We start from the raw sequence: 18,267 nt of genomic DNA, 5'->3' as shown, positions 1-18,267 counted from the left end.
ATAATGTCATACAATCTTATCTAATGGCAATGGAGTAACGCTAACTTGTACCGATTAATATCTAAAATGAGAAGTGAGGCGCCATTAAAAAGTAAAGCATTTCCACTCTTCAACCCCAACACACAGCGCCCATATTTTCATTGAAGAAATTATATTCATAAGCAAACAGCATCTAGCATCTTCATCTGGAGCCAGATCCACCAGATTGGTCACTGTGCCTGAGATAAAACCTTCTCTACATCAACCCCAAATACCATTACTCCTAGCGGCTCAAATTTCTCTTCGGTGTAAAGAGGGACACTCAAATGTAGCTGGAAACGTTTGGTGGATTCATCGTAATTAATATCGCCAAAATGCATGGTGTTGGCAGGCTGGGAAAATACGGCAGTAAATTTTTCTTCGTCACCTTGCCAGTAATCCGATGTCATATCGCTGATTGCCACATTTAATCCACGTGCGTCGGTGACAATAATTTCAGTGATAACATCTTGCGATTGTTTTTTTATTTCACGCAAATGAGCAGATAATTCCTGATCTACAAGCTCGATTGAATAGGAAAAATCATCCTGCATAAAGGCCTGCGCCCATTTTTTATCGCGCTCAGCGATTTCCTGTTTACTAAAACGACGCGTTTTTAGGTTACGTTCCTTTAGCACCGCTTCCAATTTTGGCAAACGTTTCCAGCGCTCTATTTTGCGCATCAGCAGCTCTTTTATTTGTTGACGCTCGTAATCAGACACCGAAAAACGCGCTGTAGCACAACCGGTAATCAGCTGATTAAAACGGGCTAAAAAATCTGGATTATGATTGAGGAATTGCTCGTTGAAATAAACACCCAATGGAACATAGCGAAAAAAACGGGACTGGAAATTATTGGCGTCAATTTTTAATTCTTTGGCTGCCTGCACAAAGTGTTCGCGGTCAGCCAGAATGACATCAATACGCTTGCTTTGTAACAATTTGATTAATTGCGGTAAATTATTCGCGCTCATATCCACTTTATAACCCGCCTCACCCAACCAGGTTTCCTGTTGGCTACCTAATATTGAGCCCAGTTTATAACCTTCACGCCAGGATTCAGGGGCAATGGTATCGACGCGCCAAAACCAATACCAGCTTTCCAATACAAGTGGCGATGATAAGACGGCATAGGGATCAACCTGACGCATCGGAACTGCAGTGAAGAAACCATCGATACGATTACTTTTTACATCCTGATACGCACGGCGCCAGGGTATTACATGCACGCTGTAGTCCCGCTGCATTTGTTTAAAAATGCATTGCAGATGCGGTAATAAATTTTGTGTGTTGCCTGAAGGTAAATCGGATGTAAACGCAGATGAAATATTGGTTGCCAGATTGACAGCATGATTTTCCATTGCGGACTCAGCCTCTGCTGCGCCATCAACTTGCGCCAACCCGTTGCCACTACAGAACATTATTATCAGCAGAATCAACCGCATAAAGGCGCTCCTTAAGTTGCCTTTGCCATATGGGATAATCAGTCTTATGGGGAAAACAGGAAAAGTATAGGCATAAAACGAATTTCTGCCGAATCAGGTCTAGAGTAGATACTAGTTAGCCGCAAAACTGCTGGAAGAATTCAGGTATTAAGGCGTTCTCGGTAGCCATAGCCAAACGTTCGATAGATATTTCACGTTGATGGTTGATATCCAGTGCTTGCGCATTCGCTAAACCCACCCAGGCTAATATTTCAGCCAATGCCTCGGGCTCATCAAACAAACCATGAATATAAGTTCCCAGAATAAGCCCATCACTACTCACTGCGCCTTCAGGTTCCAAACCTTGTGCACCCTGCAAATAACACGCGGGTAAATTAAGTGCTGCACCATGGCTAATACCACAATGAATTTCATAGCCATAAACTGCGCTGTTTTTATTCCACAAAAATCCAGTGCGCTGCTGCAATACTTTATGCGGCTCCAGAGTTGTCTGCAGCGCAAACAACCCTAACCCATGCGAACTTCCCGGAGTAGATTCCAATCCGTGTGGATCGTGGATCACCTCACCCAGCATTTGGAAACCACCACAAATGCCGATTAATTTTCCACCGTAGCGCAGGTGCTTTTGGATCTGGACATTCCAACCCTGCTCATACAAAAATTGCAAATCCGCGCGGGTATTCTTACTACCGGGAATAATTAATAAATCACACGGCGGAATAGTTTGATTCGGGCCCACCCATTGGAAATGAATTTGCGGATGCAAGCGCAGCGGATCAAAATCGGTATGATTGGAAATACGCGGTAGCGCCAAAACCGCCACACGACATTTTGCATCTTGCTTTTGCGCATCCTGAGTCAGTGCATCTTCTGCATCCAGATATAAACCCTGAAGATAGGGAATCACACCCAACACTGGCTTACCGGTTTTTTGCTCCAGCCAGTCCAGACCCGACTGCAACAAACCTATATCGCCGCGAAATCGATTGATAACAAATCCAATCACCCGCTTGCGCTCAGACTCGCTCAATAATTCCAGGGTGCCAATCAAATGCGCAAACACACCACCGCGATCAATATCCGCAATTAAAATAACTGGGCAATCCACTGCCTCAGCAAAACCCATATTGGCGATATCGCGGTCGCGCAAATTAATTTCAGCGGGGCTACCCGCCCCCTCAACCAAAATCACATCATACTCGTGTTGCAAACGCGCATAAGAGCCCAACACAAAACCCATCGCCTGGGTTTTGTAATCGTGATACACCGCCGCATCCATATCAGTAATTGCGCGCCCCTGCACAATAATTTGTGCACGTGTATCGCTGGTGGGTTTAATCAGGATGGGATTCATATCCGTATGGGGCTGCAAACCAGCCGCCTGTGCTTGCAGCGCTTGTGCCCGGCCAATCTCGCCGCCATCAACAGTGACAGCAGAATTGAGAGCCATATTTTGCGGCTTGAAAGGCACAACCGAAATGCCGCGATTTTTTAAAATACGGCAGAGGGCAGCGACCAAAGTGGTTTTACCCGCATCAGAGGTGGTGCCTTGTATCATTAAGGTTTTAGCATTTTTTTTAGCGAGACTTACCACTCAATCCCCTTCTGCGCTTTCACACCCGCGTTAAACGCATGCTTGACAGATTTCACTTCGCTAAACGTATCGGCCAAATCTTCCAGATATTTTTTAGCGCCGCGCCCGGTAATAATCACGTTTTGATTGCGTGGACGATTTTGAATTGCTGCGACCACCTTTTCTTTATCGAGATATTTGTAATTGAGCATGTAGGTCAGCTCATCGAGCAGAACTAAATGAATATCGGGATCGCGAAATACATGTTCACATTCAGCCCAGACTTTTTCAGCGGCTTCTTTATCTTGCTCAGCACTTTGGGTTTCCCAGGTAAAGCCGGTGCCCATCACAAAATATTCGAGTTGTGGGCTGGCGCCGCGAAAAATGCTTTCGGTTAAAAAGTTTTTTTCACCGCATTCCCAAGTGCCTTTAATAAATTGCACTATGGCGACTTTGTAGCCGTGGCCAAGGCAGCGCAGAGCAGTACCAAAACCCGACGAGCTTTTCCCTTTGCCATCGCCGGTTAATACAATCACCACACCGCGCTCTTCGTCGGCGCGTGCGATTGCCGCATCGACAATTTCTTTGCGCTGTTGCATGCGCTCTTGGTGGCGCTTGGCTTTTTCATCGCTCTGGCTATGGTCGTCGGTCATGGCAACTCTCTTTGATCTATTGGTTTTTGATTTTTGATGATTGGTGGGTATCGCTTGCGCTCCACCCACCATACTCAGGATTGATTAAAAACGATAGGTGATGCTTGCTTCGTAATTGCGCTCCGGTTGTGGATATTGGTAATAACCTGCCGTTGGCGAAACACCTTGAAGGCCAGCGTAACGTTCGTTAGTCAGGTTTTTAATGCGCCCCGTCACTTCAACGCCTTGGTATTCCCAAGTCACATTCAAATTGAACAATACCAGTGGATCTACTTTAGCCCAAGCATTCGCATCATCACCCGAGCGATAGCGCGCACCTGTGTAACTTGAATCCAAATACACAATTAACTGCTCCACTGGAGTGAAAACAACGGCGATATTTGCGCGGTTTTCGGCTACGTAAGGCACTTTATTACCGGGAAAGCTACCGCTGGTGAGTTCGGCATCGGTATAGGTGTAATTTGCCCGCAGGCTAACCTCATCACTCAAAGTGAGTTGCCCATCAATTGCAACGCCTTGGCGACGCGATGAATCCAAATTCACGTTAGCACCATGTCCATTCCATGAATTGGTATTTGCAATAACAGCATCATAAATGAGCTCGTTATCGAGATCCATGCGATATAGAGACCATTGCACAGCGGCACGCTCACCGCGCCACTCTGTACCCAACTCACCAGAGCGGCTGGTTTGCACCTCCAAAAATTCTACACCCGGTAATACCAATCCATTTTCATCGGCATTGGCAAAACGGAAACCATCAGCATAGCGGCCAAACACTCGCCAACCATTATCCAATTGATAACTTAAACCCAACTCACTCGCGGTGACATCATCGTCGTGGCGAGTTTTGCTTGCATGATTGATATCTTCAACCGAGGAGCTGCGTGCGCCAGCAGTCAGACTTAGTTGCTGCGTCAGCGGGTAAACCACTTGCGCATATAATGCATCAATTGTTTGCTCAATATTCGTGCCCCAATCAGGCACGGTATATTCTGAATCAACCTGATCATAACCAATGGTTACCAAGGTATTTCCGTTGCTGCCCGGCAAGGTTCCCACAACGCGCGGCGTCAAATTTTTTACGCGCATATTGCCCAGCGTTGGTGAACCATATCCGTAATAGGATTCAGTATCTTCATCGCGGTCAGCAAATTCTGCCAATAATTCCCAGTGTTCGCCCAGACCAATACCGCCGCCAACACGGGCGAGATCCGTTTTCTGGTTCGCGTAATCAGTCAGTGTACGCGCTTGGCGCGGATCAACTGCAGCTTGCGAATCCAACAAGTAACCAGCGAGATTTAATTCATCATCAATATTTTGCGCTTCAGCGAACACAAAGCCTTTTGCAAAATCGTAGCGCAAATTACCCAGCACATTTTCATAGGCCGATTGGTTATTATCGCGATAATTATCCGCATTGCGCTTTTGCGCAGATACGCTGTAACTCAAACCATTTTCAAAGCCTTGGCGAACACTGGCGGTGTAATCTTCCAGATTATCAGTGCCGCTAGTTGCACTCGCTGAACCATTGATTTCACCTGCAACAGCGCGACGGGTGATGACATTGATCACGCCGCCAACCGCTTGATCGCCATAGAGCACACCCGCACTGCCCTGCACAATTTCAATGCGCTCTACATCTTTTAATGAGACGGTATTTAACGCAGGTGCGGCCAATGATGGGTTATTTAATTTACGGCCATCAACCAACACCAACACGTTATTAGTGCCCGACAATCCGCGCATGGAAGCAGTCACATTGCGCGCGCCGCTACCGTCGGAATCGGTGAGCTGGATTCCCGCCTGGGTGCGCAACACTTCCGACAATAACTTTGCACCACTTACGCGAATTTCTTCCTCAGTGATAACTTTAATTTGTGTCGCAACCGGCATCTGCGCGGTTTCGCTGCGTGTTGCACTTACATAAACGGTTTCAAGTTTTTTCTCTGCCGCAAACGTCGTTGGAGCGATAATGGAAACAATGGCAGCACTGAGGCCACCGAGTAAAAACGCACGTGACTGGGTAGTGGACTTGCTAAACATGAGATTCCTCAATCCTAAAAGGGATGAGGGAGGGAAAGCGGAAAAAGAGGTATGGGTACAGCCCAAAATACACACAGATTTCCACCGATGTTGCCCTCCGCGACATCGTGAACAAGTAAGGAGCTATTGCTCCGTGTATGAGGCTGGTATCGGACTCATGCTGCGAGCAGCATTTACCGTTGCGGGGGCAGTGTCGGGATTGCATCGCCTTTACTTACTATTGGCGAACACGCACCGACTTCCCATTGACTCTGATCCTGGCGCTCTCGTTATAGAGAATAATTGCCCATCAGACACCTCGGGCGCGCAAGTTACGAGGTTACTTAGGGCGAGTCAAGCGCCAATAACCCAACTCGATTTTATCTACTCTGGCACCTGACTATTAATAATTAAAAAGTCTATTTCGATATAACTGATAGAACCGTCAACGTCGAAATGTTTTACAGTGCACATAATTATTGCTTGATCTTTCACCTCAAAACCCTTGCGCACCAAGCCAAAGCATAAATTGGCCTCTTTTTTGCTCTACCTTTTTCAGCAATCCTTTTTAGAGCACCATAATAAAAAGATTGCTTTTCTGATTCTTCCCTAGTTCATGTTGTTCCCCATATTTTTTAAGGGAATAAACAAAACACACCGGGACGTATATTTAAATTCTAAAGTTTAGGAGAACTTTACTATGTCAAACTTTCTCACCAAATCACTGCTGGCATTAACTGCATGCTCTGCGCTCTTGTCTTCTGTTGCTTTTGCCGTACCAGTTACAGATGTTCAAGAATATGCAAATAACACCGCTACCGAATATTTTGTTGACCAAGACGCTAACAAATACAACTCACCCTATTACAGAGGCGCTCAGGAAGATTGGGGTTGGAACCACGCTGCTATCGCAGGTACCTTCACTTCAATCGTTTTGGATATTTCTGCCTTCGACGTAGATGAATTTGCTCCAGGCTGGCAAGGTGAAATCGACATGATTTATGTGTTCGATGGCAGCAGCTGGTTAGGTATGGGCAATCTGGATGGCGCAAATGATATTTGGGCTTTCACTTCTATCGATTTGACTTCATACAGCTGGGCACAAGCTCAGGTTAATGCTGGCTTGCAAGTCAAAATGGATATCGATTTGAATCAAGAAGGTTGGTACGTCACTTTGGGTAAAGCAACCCTGACTGTTGACGGCGGCAACCAACAATGCGTACCAACTCCAGGTGTTCCTTGTACTCCAGTGTCTGAGCCTACCTCTCTCGGTCTGCTTGGCTTGGCATTGGCTACCCTTGGTCTTGGCTTGAGACGCAGAAAAGCAAAAATCGCTGCTTAATAGCAATAGCGGTTTAGCTTTCCCCCCACAAAGCCCCATCCACAAGATGGGGCTTTGCTGTTTTTATAGCTTACATTTTCCTCAAATTACCCACCGAATAAATACTTAAAAACTCCCCCCGCCACCTTTGTTGCCCTTAAATACGTTATAGTATAACATCACCAAAAATTCAAACGCTGGTCGGCCTGACCGGTAAATCTGTTTGCTGTTGGATGTGGAGAGAAAGATGTTGGTTACTAAGAAAAACATGACGAGGTCCTTGCTATGTCTAGCGATAGTCGCCGCCAGCCATTCGGCACTGGCGCAAGTACAAGGCGTGGTGCGCGATGAACAGGGGCAACCAATTGCCAACGCCAGTCTGGATGTGGTGGGCTCCAACCTGCAGATACGCACCAACGCACGCGGCGAATTCAGCCTTCCTGTCCAAACCGGTAAAGATGTCGAGCTACATGTAAAAGCCCCGGCATTTATGCACAAAACCTTTCATCTTGCGCAGGGCGATCAACCAGCCGAGCTGGTACTGAGCAGCACCGCAATGGAAGTGGTGAATGTGGTTGGCCTGCCTTGGCACGCATCCAATATGGAATCGGCACAACCAGTGACTGTGCTGGGTGGCGAGCAATTGCGCGACCGCCAGGCAGCTACGTTAGGTGAGACGTTAAAAAATGAAGTCGGCGTGCACTCCAATTATTACGGCCCAGTGGCGAGCAGCCCGATTATCCGCGGCCTTGAAGGTCCGCGCGTCTTGATAACCCAGAATGGATTGGACGCTGGCGATGCCTCACGCGTTGGCCCCGACCACGCCGTGGCGACAGAAGCCTCAACCGCGCGCCAGATAGAAATCCTGCGCGGCCCTGCCACTTTGTTTTATGGCAGCGGTGCGATTGGCGGTGTGGTGAATATTGTCGATGATCGCATTCCGCAAGGCACCGATACCTACGGCGAGTGGCGCTTGGAGCGCGATTCCGTTGCCAATGACAAACTTGTCGCCGCCAGTGGCAATACCGGTGTGGCCAATGTGGGTTTACATCTGGATGGATTCTGGCGTGAAGCAGACGATTACAAAATCCCCGGCGCTGCAGAAATCGAAACCCATGAAGAGCACGAAGAAGAAAATCACGCAGAGCACAACGAAGATCGTTTAGCCAACTCATCCACTAAAGCAAAAGGGTTTAACCTGGGCACCAGTTACATTTTGGATGAAGGTTTTGTCGGTCTCTCCTACGGCCATCTTGAACGCCAATACGGCATTCCCGGTCACGGCCACGAAGGCGAAGCGGTCGATGTGTACGCCGATTTAAAACAGGACCGCTTGCAATTCCTGAGTGAACTCTCGCTTGACGACGACTGGTTCAGCGCAATCAATACCCGTTTTGGTTTTACCGATTACGAACACAGCGAAATTGAAAATGGTGCGATTGGAACGACGTTTAACAACGAGAGCCAGGAAGCGCGTATCGATTTATTCCACCATCCACTCGCGGATTGGCGCGGTGCAGTGAGTGTGCACTACAAACACGCCGATTTTTCGGCGATTGGTGAAGAGGCATTCACACCGCCCAGCGATACCAGCACGCTCGCGATTGCATTGATGGAGGAGCGTCACTTTGGCGATGTGCTGGTGCAATTAGGAGCGCGCATCGAACAAGTCAAAGTATCTGCAGACAATATGCGTGTCGATTTAAATGAACATCACCATGAAGATGAAGGCGATCACCACGACGAATACTTAAGCGTATTTTCTATCGATACCGAATCAACACCGTTTAGTGCCTCCGCTGGATTGGTGTGGGATTTCACCCCCGGCTACAACCTCGCCTTTTCTTACACCCATGCAGAGCGCTCACCTTCTGCAGCAGAATTATTTTCATTCGGCCCACACATTGGCTCAGGCTTGTATGAAGTGGGCGCACTGCTACAAGTCGTGGAAGATGAAGCGGGTGAATTTCATTTTGATTTGACGCGTGCGGATATTGAGTTGGAAACCTCCAACAATATCGACCTTTCGCTGCGCAAATTTGAAGGCGATTTTGGTTTTATCCTCAACGCGTTTTATAACAGCATCAACAATTATTACTACCTGACTGATACAGGTATGACGCTCGAAGGTGCGCATGACCATGCGAGTGAAAGCGGCGAAGATGAACACGAAAACAGCAGCGAATTACCGGTATTTATTTATCAGGCACACGATGCAAATCTCTATGGTTTTGAAGGCGAAATTATTTGGCAGATGAGCACGCCCTTAAAACTCAGTATCACCAGTGACTATATTCGCGCACAACTGGATGAAGGGGGCGATTTACCGCGCATACCACCCTTGCGCATAGGCGCGCGTGGCGAATATGAAATTGGCAACTGGCGCGCCGAGTTAAGCGGTCAACATTATTTTGAACAAGACCAAACCGCCGCCTTTGAAACCAACACCGACGGCTACACGCTCATTGATGCTCAGGTGAGTTACTTGCTCAGTGAAGATCTAAAAATTTATCTCAAAGGCCACAACCTCACCGACGAATACGCGCGCGTGCACGCCTCCTTCCTAAAGGATAAAGCTCCCCTGCCCGCACGTTCATTTGCTATAGGTGTTAGCGGCAATTTTTAGCCCTTAATTTATTGTAATCCACTAGGCACTAGTCTTGCCCGCGCATGCGGGTATCCATAACTATTGCCTGAAATAAGCAATACTCAAAAGGTAATCGAGAAATGAAAACAAGTGTGCTACCGAGCCTTACATTATTATTTGTGGCCGCGCTTCTCAGTGGTTGCGGCGGAAGCGATACCAAAATTGTTGAACGCGAACCCGTCCCTATTGAAGACGACCATGATCACGATGATGAAGTGACAACACAGGGACGCTTGTTAATTTCCGCCAAAGACCAGGCTAAAGTCAGTGTGGTTGATATCAATGAAAAAAGCGTGTTACATGAAGTGGCGGTTAGTGAAGCGCCCAACGCACTTTATGCAAGCCCCAATCACCGCTACGGTTTTGTGGTACAGCGCACGGCTGACCGCGTAGACGTCATTGATGGAGGCCTCTGGCAGGAAGACCATGGCGATCATCTAGATGATTACGACCAACCCCCAAAACAAATGTTGTTCAGTATCAATAAAACGCGACCAACACACTTCACCGGCACTGATGAACAATCTGTGATTTTTTTTGATGGCAATGGCGAGACTGCCGCACCCGCAAGTGTGGGGGTATTTACTGAAACAGATATTGCCAACAACACTGCAGGTACAGTGCTGGAGTACTCTACGCATATGCACGGTGCGGCTCAGGGTCGCGGGGATTATTTAATTTCCACGGTACGCGATGCCGCAGCCACTAGCACGTTGCCCGACCGGGTTGCGGTTTATCGCGCGCACAACGGTTACTTCGTGGATGAAACTATTTTCAGTGAAAACTGCCCCGGCCTGCACGGTAGTGCGCAAAATGAAAAACAAATTGCGTTTGGCTGCACGGATGGAGTCTTGGTTATCACCCAAACCGATACGACGTTCACCGCGAAAAAAATTACCAACCCCCCAAGTTTCACTGGCACTACCCGCATAGGTACAGTACTCGGCGATAATGCTGTTGATGAATTTATCGGTATAGCTGCAGGGCAATTTTATGCAATCAATACCAGTACCAATACCATCACACCTGTTAACTGGGTTGACGCCAGTATCTCACCCGCCCCTACAGCTAGCAGTTATGGCTTTGCCGACGATGGAGAATTTTTTGTGATTTTGGATAATCAAGGCAAGCTGACTATTTTACACAGCGACGACTGGAGCCTTAAAGCGCGCGTGCAAGCCATTACCAGCAATATCACAGCACTGCCTACCGGCAGCAAATTTGAACTAGCCTTAACACCAGGCCACTTTGCGTACGTGAGCGATCCGATTACAAACCAGATCAAACAAATACATCTGGATGAAGCAAAAGTGAACACCACAATCCAATTGGATTTTGTACCCAATAAACTGACCTGGTTGGGTATTGCAGAACCGACAGCAGGAGAACACTCGCACTAACCAAGGAAAATTTATTGTTTATTTGTGGCAGGCGGCTTAATCGGTAGCGGCTGGAGTGTAATCACCCGCCGCTGGTGTTTTTTCAGTAATTCCATTCCCCATTGGTAGCGTGGAATACTGTTAAACAATTGATCAAAACTACCATCTCTCTGTGCAATTTTTAAACCCGTTTCAAGCCGCTTGGCCAAGTCGGTATTATTTTTATTGACGAAAAAATACACTTCATTGGGATAACTCAGCATTAATTCCTGCTCAATCTGTAATTCCAACTCAGGATAAAAATTTACTTCGGACTGAATTTGATACACGCCACGGGAAAAATAATCAAACCGTTTTGCAGCCAACATTTTAAATAACTTTCCATAACCGACCGCCTTCACTAACGGCAATCGGTTGTATTCCATAATGCTGGCATCTGTCCATTGTGCGCCCATCCCACCTCTGAGTTTACGCAGATCATCAATTGACCGAACTGCAGAGAACGCCGGCTGTTCATTTTTGCGGATTAACAAGAGGCGATAATTATTCAGTTCTTTTAGCAGCGATATGCGCACCGGTAACATCTGCCGCTCAAAGTCGGCACTGGTCGGCGACCAAAGCACATCAACACCTCCCTGCATCAACGCGCTACGTAAGCGTTTATCTTCTGGCCGGTAGGGCAATTGGCTTATCTGCACAGCGCCCCATTGTGCATCGGTTTTATTCAGGGCTAATTCCAGGACCCGATAAAAGTAATAATCTTCATTGACGATATCGGTGATATTGGACTGACGAATAACAACGCTACTAGTTGCCGATGCACTAGCCCAAACAACACCCGCACAACAAAGCAATAATACTAATGCTGTCCGCTGCACGCACAGGACAACCAGCCTCGACATAATGAACACCCTGATTATGGATTTTATGTCTGGCAGTATAGAAGCTAAATGGATGATTCACCAAAACAGGGCATTAGCTATATGCGCCTTTGCCCGACGCTTTGCGCGCACGCAATTCTGCCAACATATCGCGCTCTGTCATGTTAGCGGCCCACACTGGCCGCAGTTGATAGTGGGGTTGGTCAACAATGGTTTTCCAATTGCCGCCCCATTCCAGACCTAACTCCATCCCCAATACCCCCACCGCTTTGTATTTGGGAGAATCCCCCAGATATTTGGCCCCCTCAAAAACACCTATATCAAATGCAATACCAAAATTGTGATTGGAAAACCCACCCTTTGCATTAGTAACTTTATTACCCGGCGCGGTTCGGCCCTGCGCATACAACGCATCTTGCTCTTCATAGGTACGCAAACCGCTCAGGATTTTTATCGTCATGCCATTCGCACTGGCCTTCTGCACCAGCGCACGCGCAAAGGGTTGGACCTCTGGCAAGAGGGTTGCGATAGTTTTTTCACTGCGCGCATCCACGGGTTCCAAAGCGCCCACCACTTGCACCATTTCAGCTTGAGTGACCTTACAGATTTTTTTATAAATCGCCCCCCATGTTTCCGGCCCGGCTTTACCATCCACACCTATACCCAACTCTTGTTGTACTGCGGCAATCATTTCATCAATACGCATGCTGCTCTCCTTAAAACTCACGCGGTTAAACATCGGGCTTTTAGCGCACACAAAGAATTAAAAATATTCTGTTACTAGAGCAAAGACATACGAATGGGTAAACGCTTTCAATTAGCACAAAAACGAATAATCAAAAAACTGCATAGCATTAGTTGATAATACATGTCTGGCCTACAAAAAAAAGCGAATACAGATTCTGAATATACTGGATTACCCATAGAATTATTTAGTTAGGCAAGAGAGTAAATCAGGGAACTACAATAGCTTTTGATATGATTGGAAAAGGAAACATGGATTATATGAAATCACTCAAGCAGGCAACTACTGACCAGATTATTTGCACCGCACCACAAAAAAATGCCGCAACACTGGCAAGCGATGAAGCTGAAGCAATCGCCAAACACTTTTCCAATTATTTAAAACCGCAACTGGCCAAATCCGAAGCGCTAAAAAAGGAAGTGTATAAACTGCGCTATCAAGTTTATTGCGAAGAATTGCATTTTGAAGAAACTAACCATCACCATATCGAACAAGATGAATTTGATCAGCGCTCAATCCACTGTTTTATTCGCCACGCAAGTTCCGGTGCACTCGCTGGCACACTACGATTAATTGCCACACGCAATAGTGATGAACTCTTGCCTATGGAAAAATTCTGTCCGCAGGCAATTACCGATGAGCAATTGCGCCCGCGCCATTTTTTACCGCACCAGATTTGTGAAATATCACGCCTCGCTGTACCACTCGCGTTTAGAAAACGGCAAGTAGACCAATTTGCCGGTGGCGCCACTGGTGCCATCAACGAACAAACCTTTTCCACACAAGAACTTCGCTTTTTTCCCTATATCGCCGTCAGTTTATATTTATCCGCAATCGCACTCTGCCATAAAAACCGGATCCACCATGTGTTTGTAATGATGGAACCCAGATTGGCACGCAGCCTGAATTTTGTCGGCATCCACTTCACACCGATTGGCGCACCCGTGGAATACCACGGCAAACGCGCTGCTTATTATGTGGACGTACGCCAACTGCGCAAAAAACTGAGCACGGGTTATCGCAAATTATTGGCGATGATTGAAAAAGAATTATTTAGTTAAAATGCGGAAAACTTTTTAGCAAGATCTTCATGGCGAAAATGTTCCACAATAAAATCGACAAATACCCGGGTTTTAGCGGGCAATAATTTTGCACTGGAAAAATAAATCGCCAGCGGCCCCACATCGCCATACCATTTGGGCAACAGCCGGATAAGGCTGCCATCCTGTAAATAATTGCGCACATGCGGCATAGGTACCAAGGCAATCCCAACGTCCATCAACACTGCATTACAAATCGCTTCAGGGTCATTGAGGATCACCCGCGCCTTAGGTTCAACCATATCCTGCTCATTATTTTTGTTGCGCAATTGCCAGGGTTGAATCCGCCCGGTATTGGATGAACGCCGCACTATCGCATCCCAGGCCGATACATCAGCGAGAACTTTCGGCATTTTTTTATCGGCGAGAAACGCGGGGGATGCAACCAAAACCATATGTGGACGCGCCAGTTCACGCGCAACAACTCCCGGTGACAATTCGATCCCGCCGCCAATCGCCACATCAATTCCTTCATTGATCAAATCTACTTGCCGATTTTCAAACCGCCAATCCGGCTGGATATCCGGATACTTCGCTATAAAATCGGTCAATAGCGGCAAGATGTATTGCCGGCCAAAGGCAAACGCAAGGCTGACTTTCAAGGTGCCCGAAGGCTGCCCCCGATTGCGGCTGGCATTAGCCAGCGCGGCCTGCACGGTATCCAGACCGCCGCTGACCTCCAGCAAAAATGCTTCGCCTGCCTCTGTCAGCGTCAACCGGCGCGTGCTGCGCTGGAATAATCGCACACCCAATTTCCCTTCCAATGTCGCAACATTTTTACTGATGGCAGCGGGCGTGAGCCCAAGCAAACGCGCAGCAGCAGAAAAGCTGCTGGTCTCTGCACTGCGCACAAAGGATTCGATACTGGCCAGGGTTTCCATTTTGCCTCTCATTTAACTTTCAACTTTTAGTTGAATATGGTTGCACCAATTACCCACTACTTGCAAAGCAATAAAAGCAGCACACTGGCTCCGTGATAAAGCATTAACACCAACAACTTACCGGAGCAAACACCATGAGCACCCAAGCAAACAACTCAACCCAAACACAGACTACCCAGCAATCCACCAACCAATCATTCGCGGGCAAAGTCGCATTGGTGACCGGCGGATCGCGCGGCATAGGTGCAGCCATCGCCAAACGCCTCGCCAGCCAGGGCGCGGCTGTTGCCATTACTTACGCCAATAACAGCAGCAGCGCAGACGAGGTTGTGAACACTATTCGCGTCGCGGGCGGCAACGCCATCGCAATCCAGGCCAACAGCGCCAAAACAGAAGACATCAAACACGCAGTTGCTGAAACCGCCAAACAATTAGGCGGGTTGGATATTCTCATCAACAACGCCGGTGTGGCCACCATGGCACCCATCGACGATTTCGCTGAAGCCGATTTTGATCACCTGCTCGCGGTTAACGTGAAAGGGATATTCATTGCAGTACAAGAGGCATTGCGCCATATGAAATCCGGCGGGCGCATTATTAATATCGGCAGCATTAATGCCGAAATTGCGCCCTTCCCGGGTATGTCGGTGTACAGCCTGAGTAAAGGTGCGATTGCAACGTTTACCCGCGGCCTTGCACGGGATCTGGGTGCACGCGGAATTACTGCCAATAATATCCAACCCGGCCCGGTGGATACGGATATGAATCCGGCGACAGGCGATTTCGCCGATACCTTGCGCGGCATAATGGCTTTGCCGCGCTACGGCAAAGCGGAAGAAATTGCCGGATTGGTTGCGTATCTCGCCAGTGATGAGGCAGCTTATGTGACGGGAGCAAGCTGGAATATCGACGGTGGATTTGGTTTGTAACGGAAGCATGAAAGAAAACAGATTAAATGATGCAAGACTCGGTGAGGACAGTAATATATTCACCGACAGTCTTGCACAGCAAAACCATGCGTGATTATTTTTACCATAATTGCCAAGGTATTAACCTTTCTCATTCTATTTTGTAAAACCAAATAGACCTTAACAACGAGGCACCAACTCCTTAAAACTTCACCTTTAGCCCAAACCCCAACCTCAAAACGTGAAAAATATCAATGTAAAAATAATAATAGAATAATAACAATCTATGAATATAAAGACTAAGCATATAGAAAATGCAAAAACTGGCACATCAATAATTATTAATGGCATCAAAAGCGGCCATTATATAAAAAACAATAACCAAACCGCATAAGCTTTAAAAACCCATCCCCACTTGATATAAAAAAATATTTTTTTGATCACTTTTCTCTTACACAGAAAAATATCTACCGCCTACTTTTTTGCTTACATTCTGTATCTGCCTATACTCGTTTTTACGATAAACAAACCATTCAATCACTCCCATATCAAGACCAGTAACAACACCAGTAACAACACCAGTAATACTCCAAACAATCACTTCAAGCAGCAGGAACCAAAATGTCAAACATTAAAGAAATTCTCGAAAAACTGTTAACCACAGACGGAGCTATGGCTGCTGCAGTGGTTGATTCAGGCAGCGGCTTAATGTTGGGAGGAGTCGGCACCGGCATTGATTTGGAGTTGGCTGCTGCGGGGAATACCGAAGTTGTGCGAGCCAAACTAAAAACAATGCGCAGCCTGAATTTAAAAGAAAATATTGATGACATACTGATTACGTTAGAAAACCAATACCACATCATCAAGTTATCTAGCGCGTCGCCAGGATTGTTTATCTATTATGTATTAGATAAATCAAGAGCGAATTTAGCATTAGCTCGACGGTCAGCCACAGACGCAATGCAGGGCTTAGCCATCTAATCCCTTGCAGTCATTTAAAAAACAACATTAAGTAGCCATGTAAAAACATTACTTAAGGCAGCTAAAAACTGTTTTTACATGGCGGTGATGCACTCTTGCACCAGTATGGATTCACCTTAAAAATGAAAAGCAAAATTAGACTTTATGGTTTTACCGATAATGATCGTAAAGTATTTATAAGTTTGCTTTCTATTTTGTCGTACAAGACGGAAAAAGAATGGATAATTAGTGATGAATGGGGAGTTGATGTTGTCATTATTGATATCAACTGCGACCCACAACAACTGAAAATCGGTAAACTCAGGACAACAGGTCATAAAGTTGTTGTATATGGTGATAGTGAAAAAGTAAAGGATTTCGATTTAGTCTTGCATCGTCCGTTGCGCGCAGCGGATATTTTACAAAGCCTTCGTTTGACGGATAACAAGGTAATATCGACAACTCAAAACACAGGCAGCACTCAAACACTTTATCAACTTAAACGTTGGCCACCCAAAACCATACTCGTCAATGTTACGCACTCCAGCCGTCTTTGTGCTGCCCTTCTTAAAACCCCCATCAGCAGTGAGAATTTGGCAAGAGCGGTTAACTTGCCAATAGAAGATGTAGAAACATTTATTAACAGCTGCCAAAGTTGTGCATGCATACAAATCACCTATGCCACCGAAATAAGCGATGCCCAGCCACTCAAGAACAATAACATTGCGTTATTTGACCGTATAAGACAAAAGTTTAGTGTGAGGACATCCCGTGGCTGAGTTAAAAATTGTTATTACCGGAACACCCGGTGTCGGTAAAACAACTGCGTTATCCACAGTGAGTGATCGACCTCCGGTGACCACAGAAGAGGCTACATCCGACAGACTTGCAAAAATCAAAGACACCACAACAGTTGCTTTTGATTTTGGTGAGGTGTTATTAGATGACGGCACCCAATTGCGTATATACGGGACACCAGGACAAATCCGTTTTAGGCACATGTGGGACATCGTAGCTCAAGGCGCGCTGGGATTTATTATTCTTATCGATATAACACGCGATGATCCGCTTGAAGATCTGGCAATTTACATCGAAAATTTTGAGCAATCCATTCGTGCTACCAGTGCCGTCATCGGTGTCACACGCACTACCAACGCCGATCTGGAACCCTTTTACAATTATCTGGAACGAAAAAATTTACTTCTACCTATAATGTTCGTTGACCCTAGAGATAAAGATGACATGGTAGATTTGCTGATGGCCTTAATTGCAATGCTGGAGTACGCAGAATGATGATTGAAAAAAATGATTTTGTTATTGAAAAAAGTGAATTGAAAAATATTTTTTCCAAGATTTTCTCATCCTGCAATTCAATTTATGCAACCCTCATCTCAACTACTGATGGCCACCCACTGGTAAAACAATCACGTGTAAATTTAAACGAATCCACCTTGGCAGCCATGACCAGCTCCTGCATTGCGCTAGGCGATCGCATTGCGACTGAAGTGGAACAAAATGGCTGTGAACTTACACTCATCCAAAATACTGAAGGTTATCTAGCGATTAAAAGAGTCAGCCGAAAATGGGTAATTACGGTATTGGCAGACAAAAATGTTAATTTAGGATTATTGCTTACTGCGACAAAAAATGCAGCTAAATTGCTAGAGGAAGAGTTGCTAGCATCAATAAAAAATTAAGTACATTTCCCCACCGCTTCTCATTAAAATGAAA

General features: G+C 46.4%; 16 protein-coding genes and 1 riboswitch. Of the genes, 9 read left to right on the top strand and 7 right to left on the bottom strand.

The genetic code is table 11. The annotated features are described in order from the left end of the window. Positions 1–209: 209 nt before the first annotated feature. The 4 genes from J2X05_RS14215 to J2X05_RS14200 all read right to left on the bottom strand — a co-directional run bounded on the left by J2X05_RS14215 (position 210) and on the right by J2X05_RS14200 (position 5,735). On the bottom strand, positions 210–1,463 hold the full coding sequence (locus J2X05_RS14215) for a substrate-binding periplasmic protein (protein ID WP_310073552.1): 1,254 nt from the start codon (positions 1,461–1,463) through the stop codon (positions 210–212). A 115-nt stretch (positions 1,464–1,578) separates the two neighbouring features. Then, the gene (locus J2X05_RS14210) at positions 1,579–3,021 is read right to left on the bottom strand and encodes a cobyric acid synthase (RefSeq protein ID WP_310073550.1); all 1,443 of its coding nucleotides are present in this window, start codon (positions 3,019–3,021) and stop codon (positions 1,579–1,581) included. Positions 3,022–3,050: 29 nt separating this feature from the next. Then, a complete protein-coding gene (cobO, locus tag J2X05_RS14205) occupies positions 3,051–3,689 on the bottom strand; it encodes a cob(I)yrinic acid a,c-diamide adenosyltransferase (RefSeq protein ID WP_310073548.1) in 639 nt (212 codons plus the stop codon). 84 nt (positions 3,690–3,773) lie between these two features. Next, on the bottom strand, positions 3,774–5,735 hold the full coding sequence (locus J2X05_RS14200; protein WP_310073546.1) for a TonB-dependent receptor: 1,962 nt from the start codon (positions 5,733–5,735) through the stop codon (positions 3,774–3,776). 124 nt (positions 5,736–5,859) lie between these two features. Continuing rightward, positions 5,860–6,051: riboswitch (cobalamin riboswitch) on the bottom strand. A 363-nt stretch (positions 6,052–6,414) separates the two neighbouring features. On the opposite strand from J2X05_RS14200, the gene J2X05_RS14195 reads away from it, so the two are divergent. From J2X05_RS14195 to J2X05_RS14185, 3 genes are all read left to right on the top strand, one after another. Then, entirely contained in the window at positions 6,415–7,056 is a 642-nt protein-coding gene (locus J2X05_RS14195; RefSeq protein ID WP_310073544.1) for a PEP-CTERM sorting domain-containing protein, read from the top strand. A 247-nt stretch (positions 7,057–7,303) separates the two neighbouring features. Further along, positions 7,304–9,661 (top strand): TonB-dependent receptor, encoded by a 2,358-nt coding sequence (locus J2X05_RS14190; protein ID WP_310073542.1) that lies wholly within the window; start codon positions 7,304–7,306, stop codon positions 9,659–9,661. A gap of 101 nt (positions 9,662–9,762) precedes the next feature. After that, the gene (locus J2X05_RS14185) at positions 9,763–11,082 is read left to right on the top strand and encodes a hypothetical protein (protein ID WP_310073540.1); all 1,320 of its coding nucleotides are present in this window, start codon (positions 9,763–9,765) and stop codon (positions 11,080–11,082) included. Positions 11,083–11,093: 11 nt separating this feature from the next. Here J2X05_RS14185 and J2X05_RS14180 read toward each other — a convergent pair whose 3' ends face one another. Beyond that, on the bottom strand, positions 11,094–11,963 hold the full coding sequence (locus tag J2X05_RS14180; protein ID WP_310073538.1) for a substrate-binding periplasmic protein: 870 nt from the start codon (positions 11,961–11,963) through the stop codon (positions 11,094–11,096). A gap of 73 nt (positions 11,964–12,036) precedes the next feature. Beyond that, positions 12,037–12,648: a M15 family metallopeptidase gene (locus J2X05_RS14175; protein ID WP_310073535.1), complete on the bottom strand. Its 612-nt coding sequence runs from the start codon at positions 12,646–12,648 to the stop codon at positions 12,037–12,039. A 299-nt stretch (positions 12,649–12,947) separates the two neighbouring features. Between J2X05_RS14175 and J2X05_RS14170 the strand changes: the two genes are divergently transcribed. Then, positions 12,948–13,748, top strand: coding sequence for a PEP-CTERM/exosortase system-associated acyltransferase (locus tag J2X05_RS14170; protein ID WP_310073533.1), 801 nt, complete (start codon positions 12,948–12,950; stop codon positions 13,746–13,748). Here the strand turns inward: J2X05_RS14170 and J2X05_RS14165 are convergent. Continuing rightward, a complete protein-coding gene (locus tag J2X05_RS14165; RefSeq protein ID WP_310073531.1) occupies positions 13,745–14,668 on the bottom strand; it encodes a LysR family transcriptional regulator in 924 nt (307 codons plus the stop codon). The genes J2X05_RS14170 and J2X05_RS14165 overlap by 4 nt on opposite strands. A gap of 134 nt (positions 14,669–14,802) precedes the next feature. Here J2X05_RS14165 and J2X05_RS14160 point away from each other — a divergent pair, with 134 nt between their 5' ends. The 5 genes from J2X05_RS14160 (at position 14,803) to J2X05_RS14140 (ending at position 18,233) form a co-directional block, all read left to right on the top strand. Beyond that, the gene (locus J2X05_RS14160; RefSeq protein ID WP_310073530.1) at positions 14,803–15,597 is read left to right on the top strand and encodes a 3-oxoacyl-ACP reductase family protein; all 795 of its coding nucleotides are present in this window, start codon (positions 14,803–14,805) and stop codon (positions 15,595–15,597) included. Between the two features lie 600 nt (positions 15,598–16,197). Further along, on the top strand, positions 16,198–16,557 hold the full coding sequence (locus J2X05_RS14155) for a hypothetical protein (protein WP_310073528.1): 360 nt from the start codon (positions 16,198–16,200) through the stop codon (positions 16,555–16,557). A 122-nt stretch (positions 16,558–16,679) separates the two neighbouring features. Beyond that, positions 16,680–17,315, top strand: coding sequence for a hypothetical protein (locus J2X05_RS14150; RefSeq protein WP_310073525.1), 636 nt, complete (start codon positions 16,680–16,682; stop codon positions 17,313–17,315). After that, entirely contained in the window at positions 17,308–17,829 is a 522-nt protein-coding gene (locus J2X05_RS14145) for a GTP-binding protein (protein ID WP_310073523.1), read from the top strand. Before J2X05_RS14150 ends, J2X05_RS14145 begins: the two co-directional genes overlap by 8 nt. Then, the gene (locus J2X05_RS14140) at positions 17,826–18,233 is read left to right on the top strand and encodes a roadblock/LC7 domain-containing protein (protein WP_310073521.1); all 408 of its coding nucleotides are present in this window, start codon (positions 17,826–17,828) and stop codon (positions 18,231–18,233) included. Before J2X05_RS14145 ends, J2X05_RS14140 begins: the two co-directional genes overlap by 4 nt. The last annotated feature ends 34 nt before the right edge of the window (positions 18,234–18,267 follow it).

The sequence above is a fragment of the Cellvibrio fibrivorans genome, assembly GCF_031457055.1.
Classification (GTDB): Bacteria; Pseudomonadota; Gammaproteobacteria; order Pseudomonadales; family Cellvibrionaceae; genus Cellvibrio; species Cellvibrio fibrivorans.
Note: the sequence above shows the minus strand (reverse complement) of the source record. Positions and strands in the feature narration are given on the sequence as shown.

What these genes read in the sequence shown, in the direction of transcription:
- J2X05_RS14195 (WP_310073544.1), top strand. Translation starts at nt 6,415, where the DNA reads ATGTCAAACTTTCTCACCAAATCACTGCTGGCATTAACTGCATGCTCT.
- J2X05_RS14200 (WP_310073546.1), bottom strand. Translation starts at nt 5,735, where the DNA reads ATGTTTAGCAAGTCCACTACCCAGTCACGTGCGTTTTTACTCGGTGGC.
- J2X05_RS14190 (WP_310073542.1), top strand. Translation starts at nt 7,304, where the DNA reads ATGACGAGGTCCTTGCTATGTCTAGCGATAGTCGCCGCCAGCCATTCG.
- J2X05_RS14175 (WP_310073535.1), bottom strand. Translation starts at nt 12,648, where the DNA reads ATGCGTATTGATGAAATGATTGCCGCAGTACAACAAGAGTTGGGTATA.
- J2X05_RS14165 (WP_310073531.1), bottom strand. Translation starts at nt 14,668, where the DNA reads ATGGAAACCCTGGCCAGTATCGAATCCTTTGTGCGCAGTGCAGAGACC.
- J2X05_RS14170 (WP_310073533.1), top strand. Translation starts at nt 12,948, where the DNA reads ATGAAATCACTCAAGCAGGCAACTACTGACCAGATTATTTGCACCGCA.
- J2X05_RS14155 (WP_310073528.1), top strand. Translation starts at nt 16,198, where the DNA reads ATGTCAAACATTAAAGAAATTCTCGAAAAACTGTTAACCACAGACGGA.
- J2X05_RS14215 (WP_310073552.1), bottom strand. Translation starts at nt 1,463, where the DNA reads ATGCGGTTGATTCTGCTGATAATAATGTTCTGTAGTGGCAACGGGTTG.
- J2X05_RS14210 (WP_310073550.1), bottom strand. Translation starts at nt 3,021, where the DNA reads ATGATACAAGGCACCACCTCTGATGCGGGTAAAACCACTTTGGTCGCT.
- J2X05_RS14150 (WP_310073525.1), top strand. Translation starts at nt 16,680, where the DNA reads ATGAAAAGCAAAATTAGACTTTATGGTTTTACCGATAATGATCGTAAA.
- J2X05_RS14185 (WP_310073540.1), top strand. Translation starts at nt 9,763, where the DNA reads ATGAAAACAAGTGTGCTACCGAGCCTTACATTATTATTTGTGGCCGCG.
- J2X05_RS14140 (WP_310073521.1), top strand. Translation starts at nt 17,826, where the DNA reads ATGATGATTGAAAAAAATGATTTTGTTATTGAAAAAAGTGAATTGAAA.
- J2X05_RS14160 (WP_310073530.1), top strand. Translation starts at nt 14,803, where the DNA reads ATGAGCACCCAAGCAAACAACTCAACCCAAACACAGACTACCCAGCAA.
- J2X05_RS14180 (WP_310073538.1), bottom strand. Translation starts at nt 11,963, where the DNA reads ATGTCGAGGCTGGTTGTCCTGTGCGTGCAGCGGACAGCATTAGTATTA.
- cobO (WP_310073548.1), bottom strand. Translation starts at nt 3,689, where the DNA reads ATGACCGACGACCATAGCCAGAGCGATGAAAAAGCCAAGCGCCACCAA.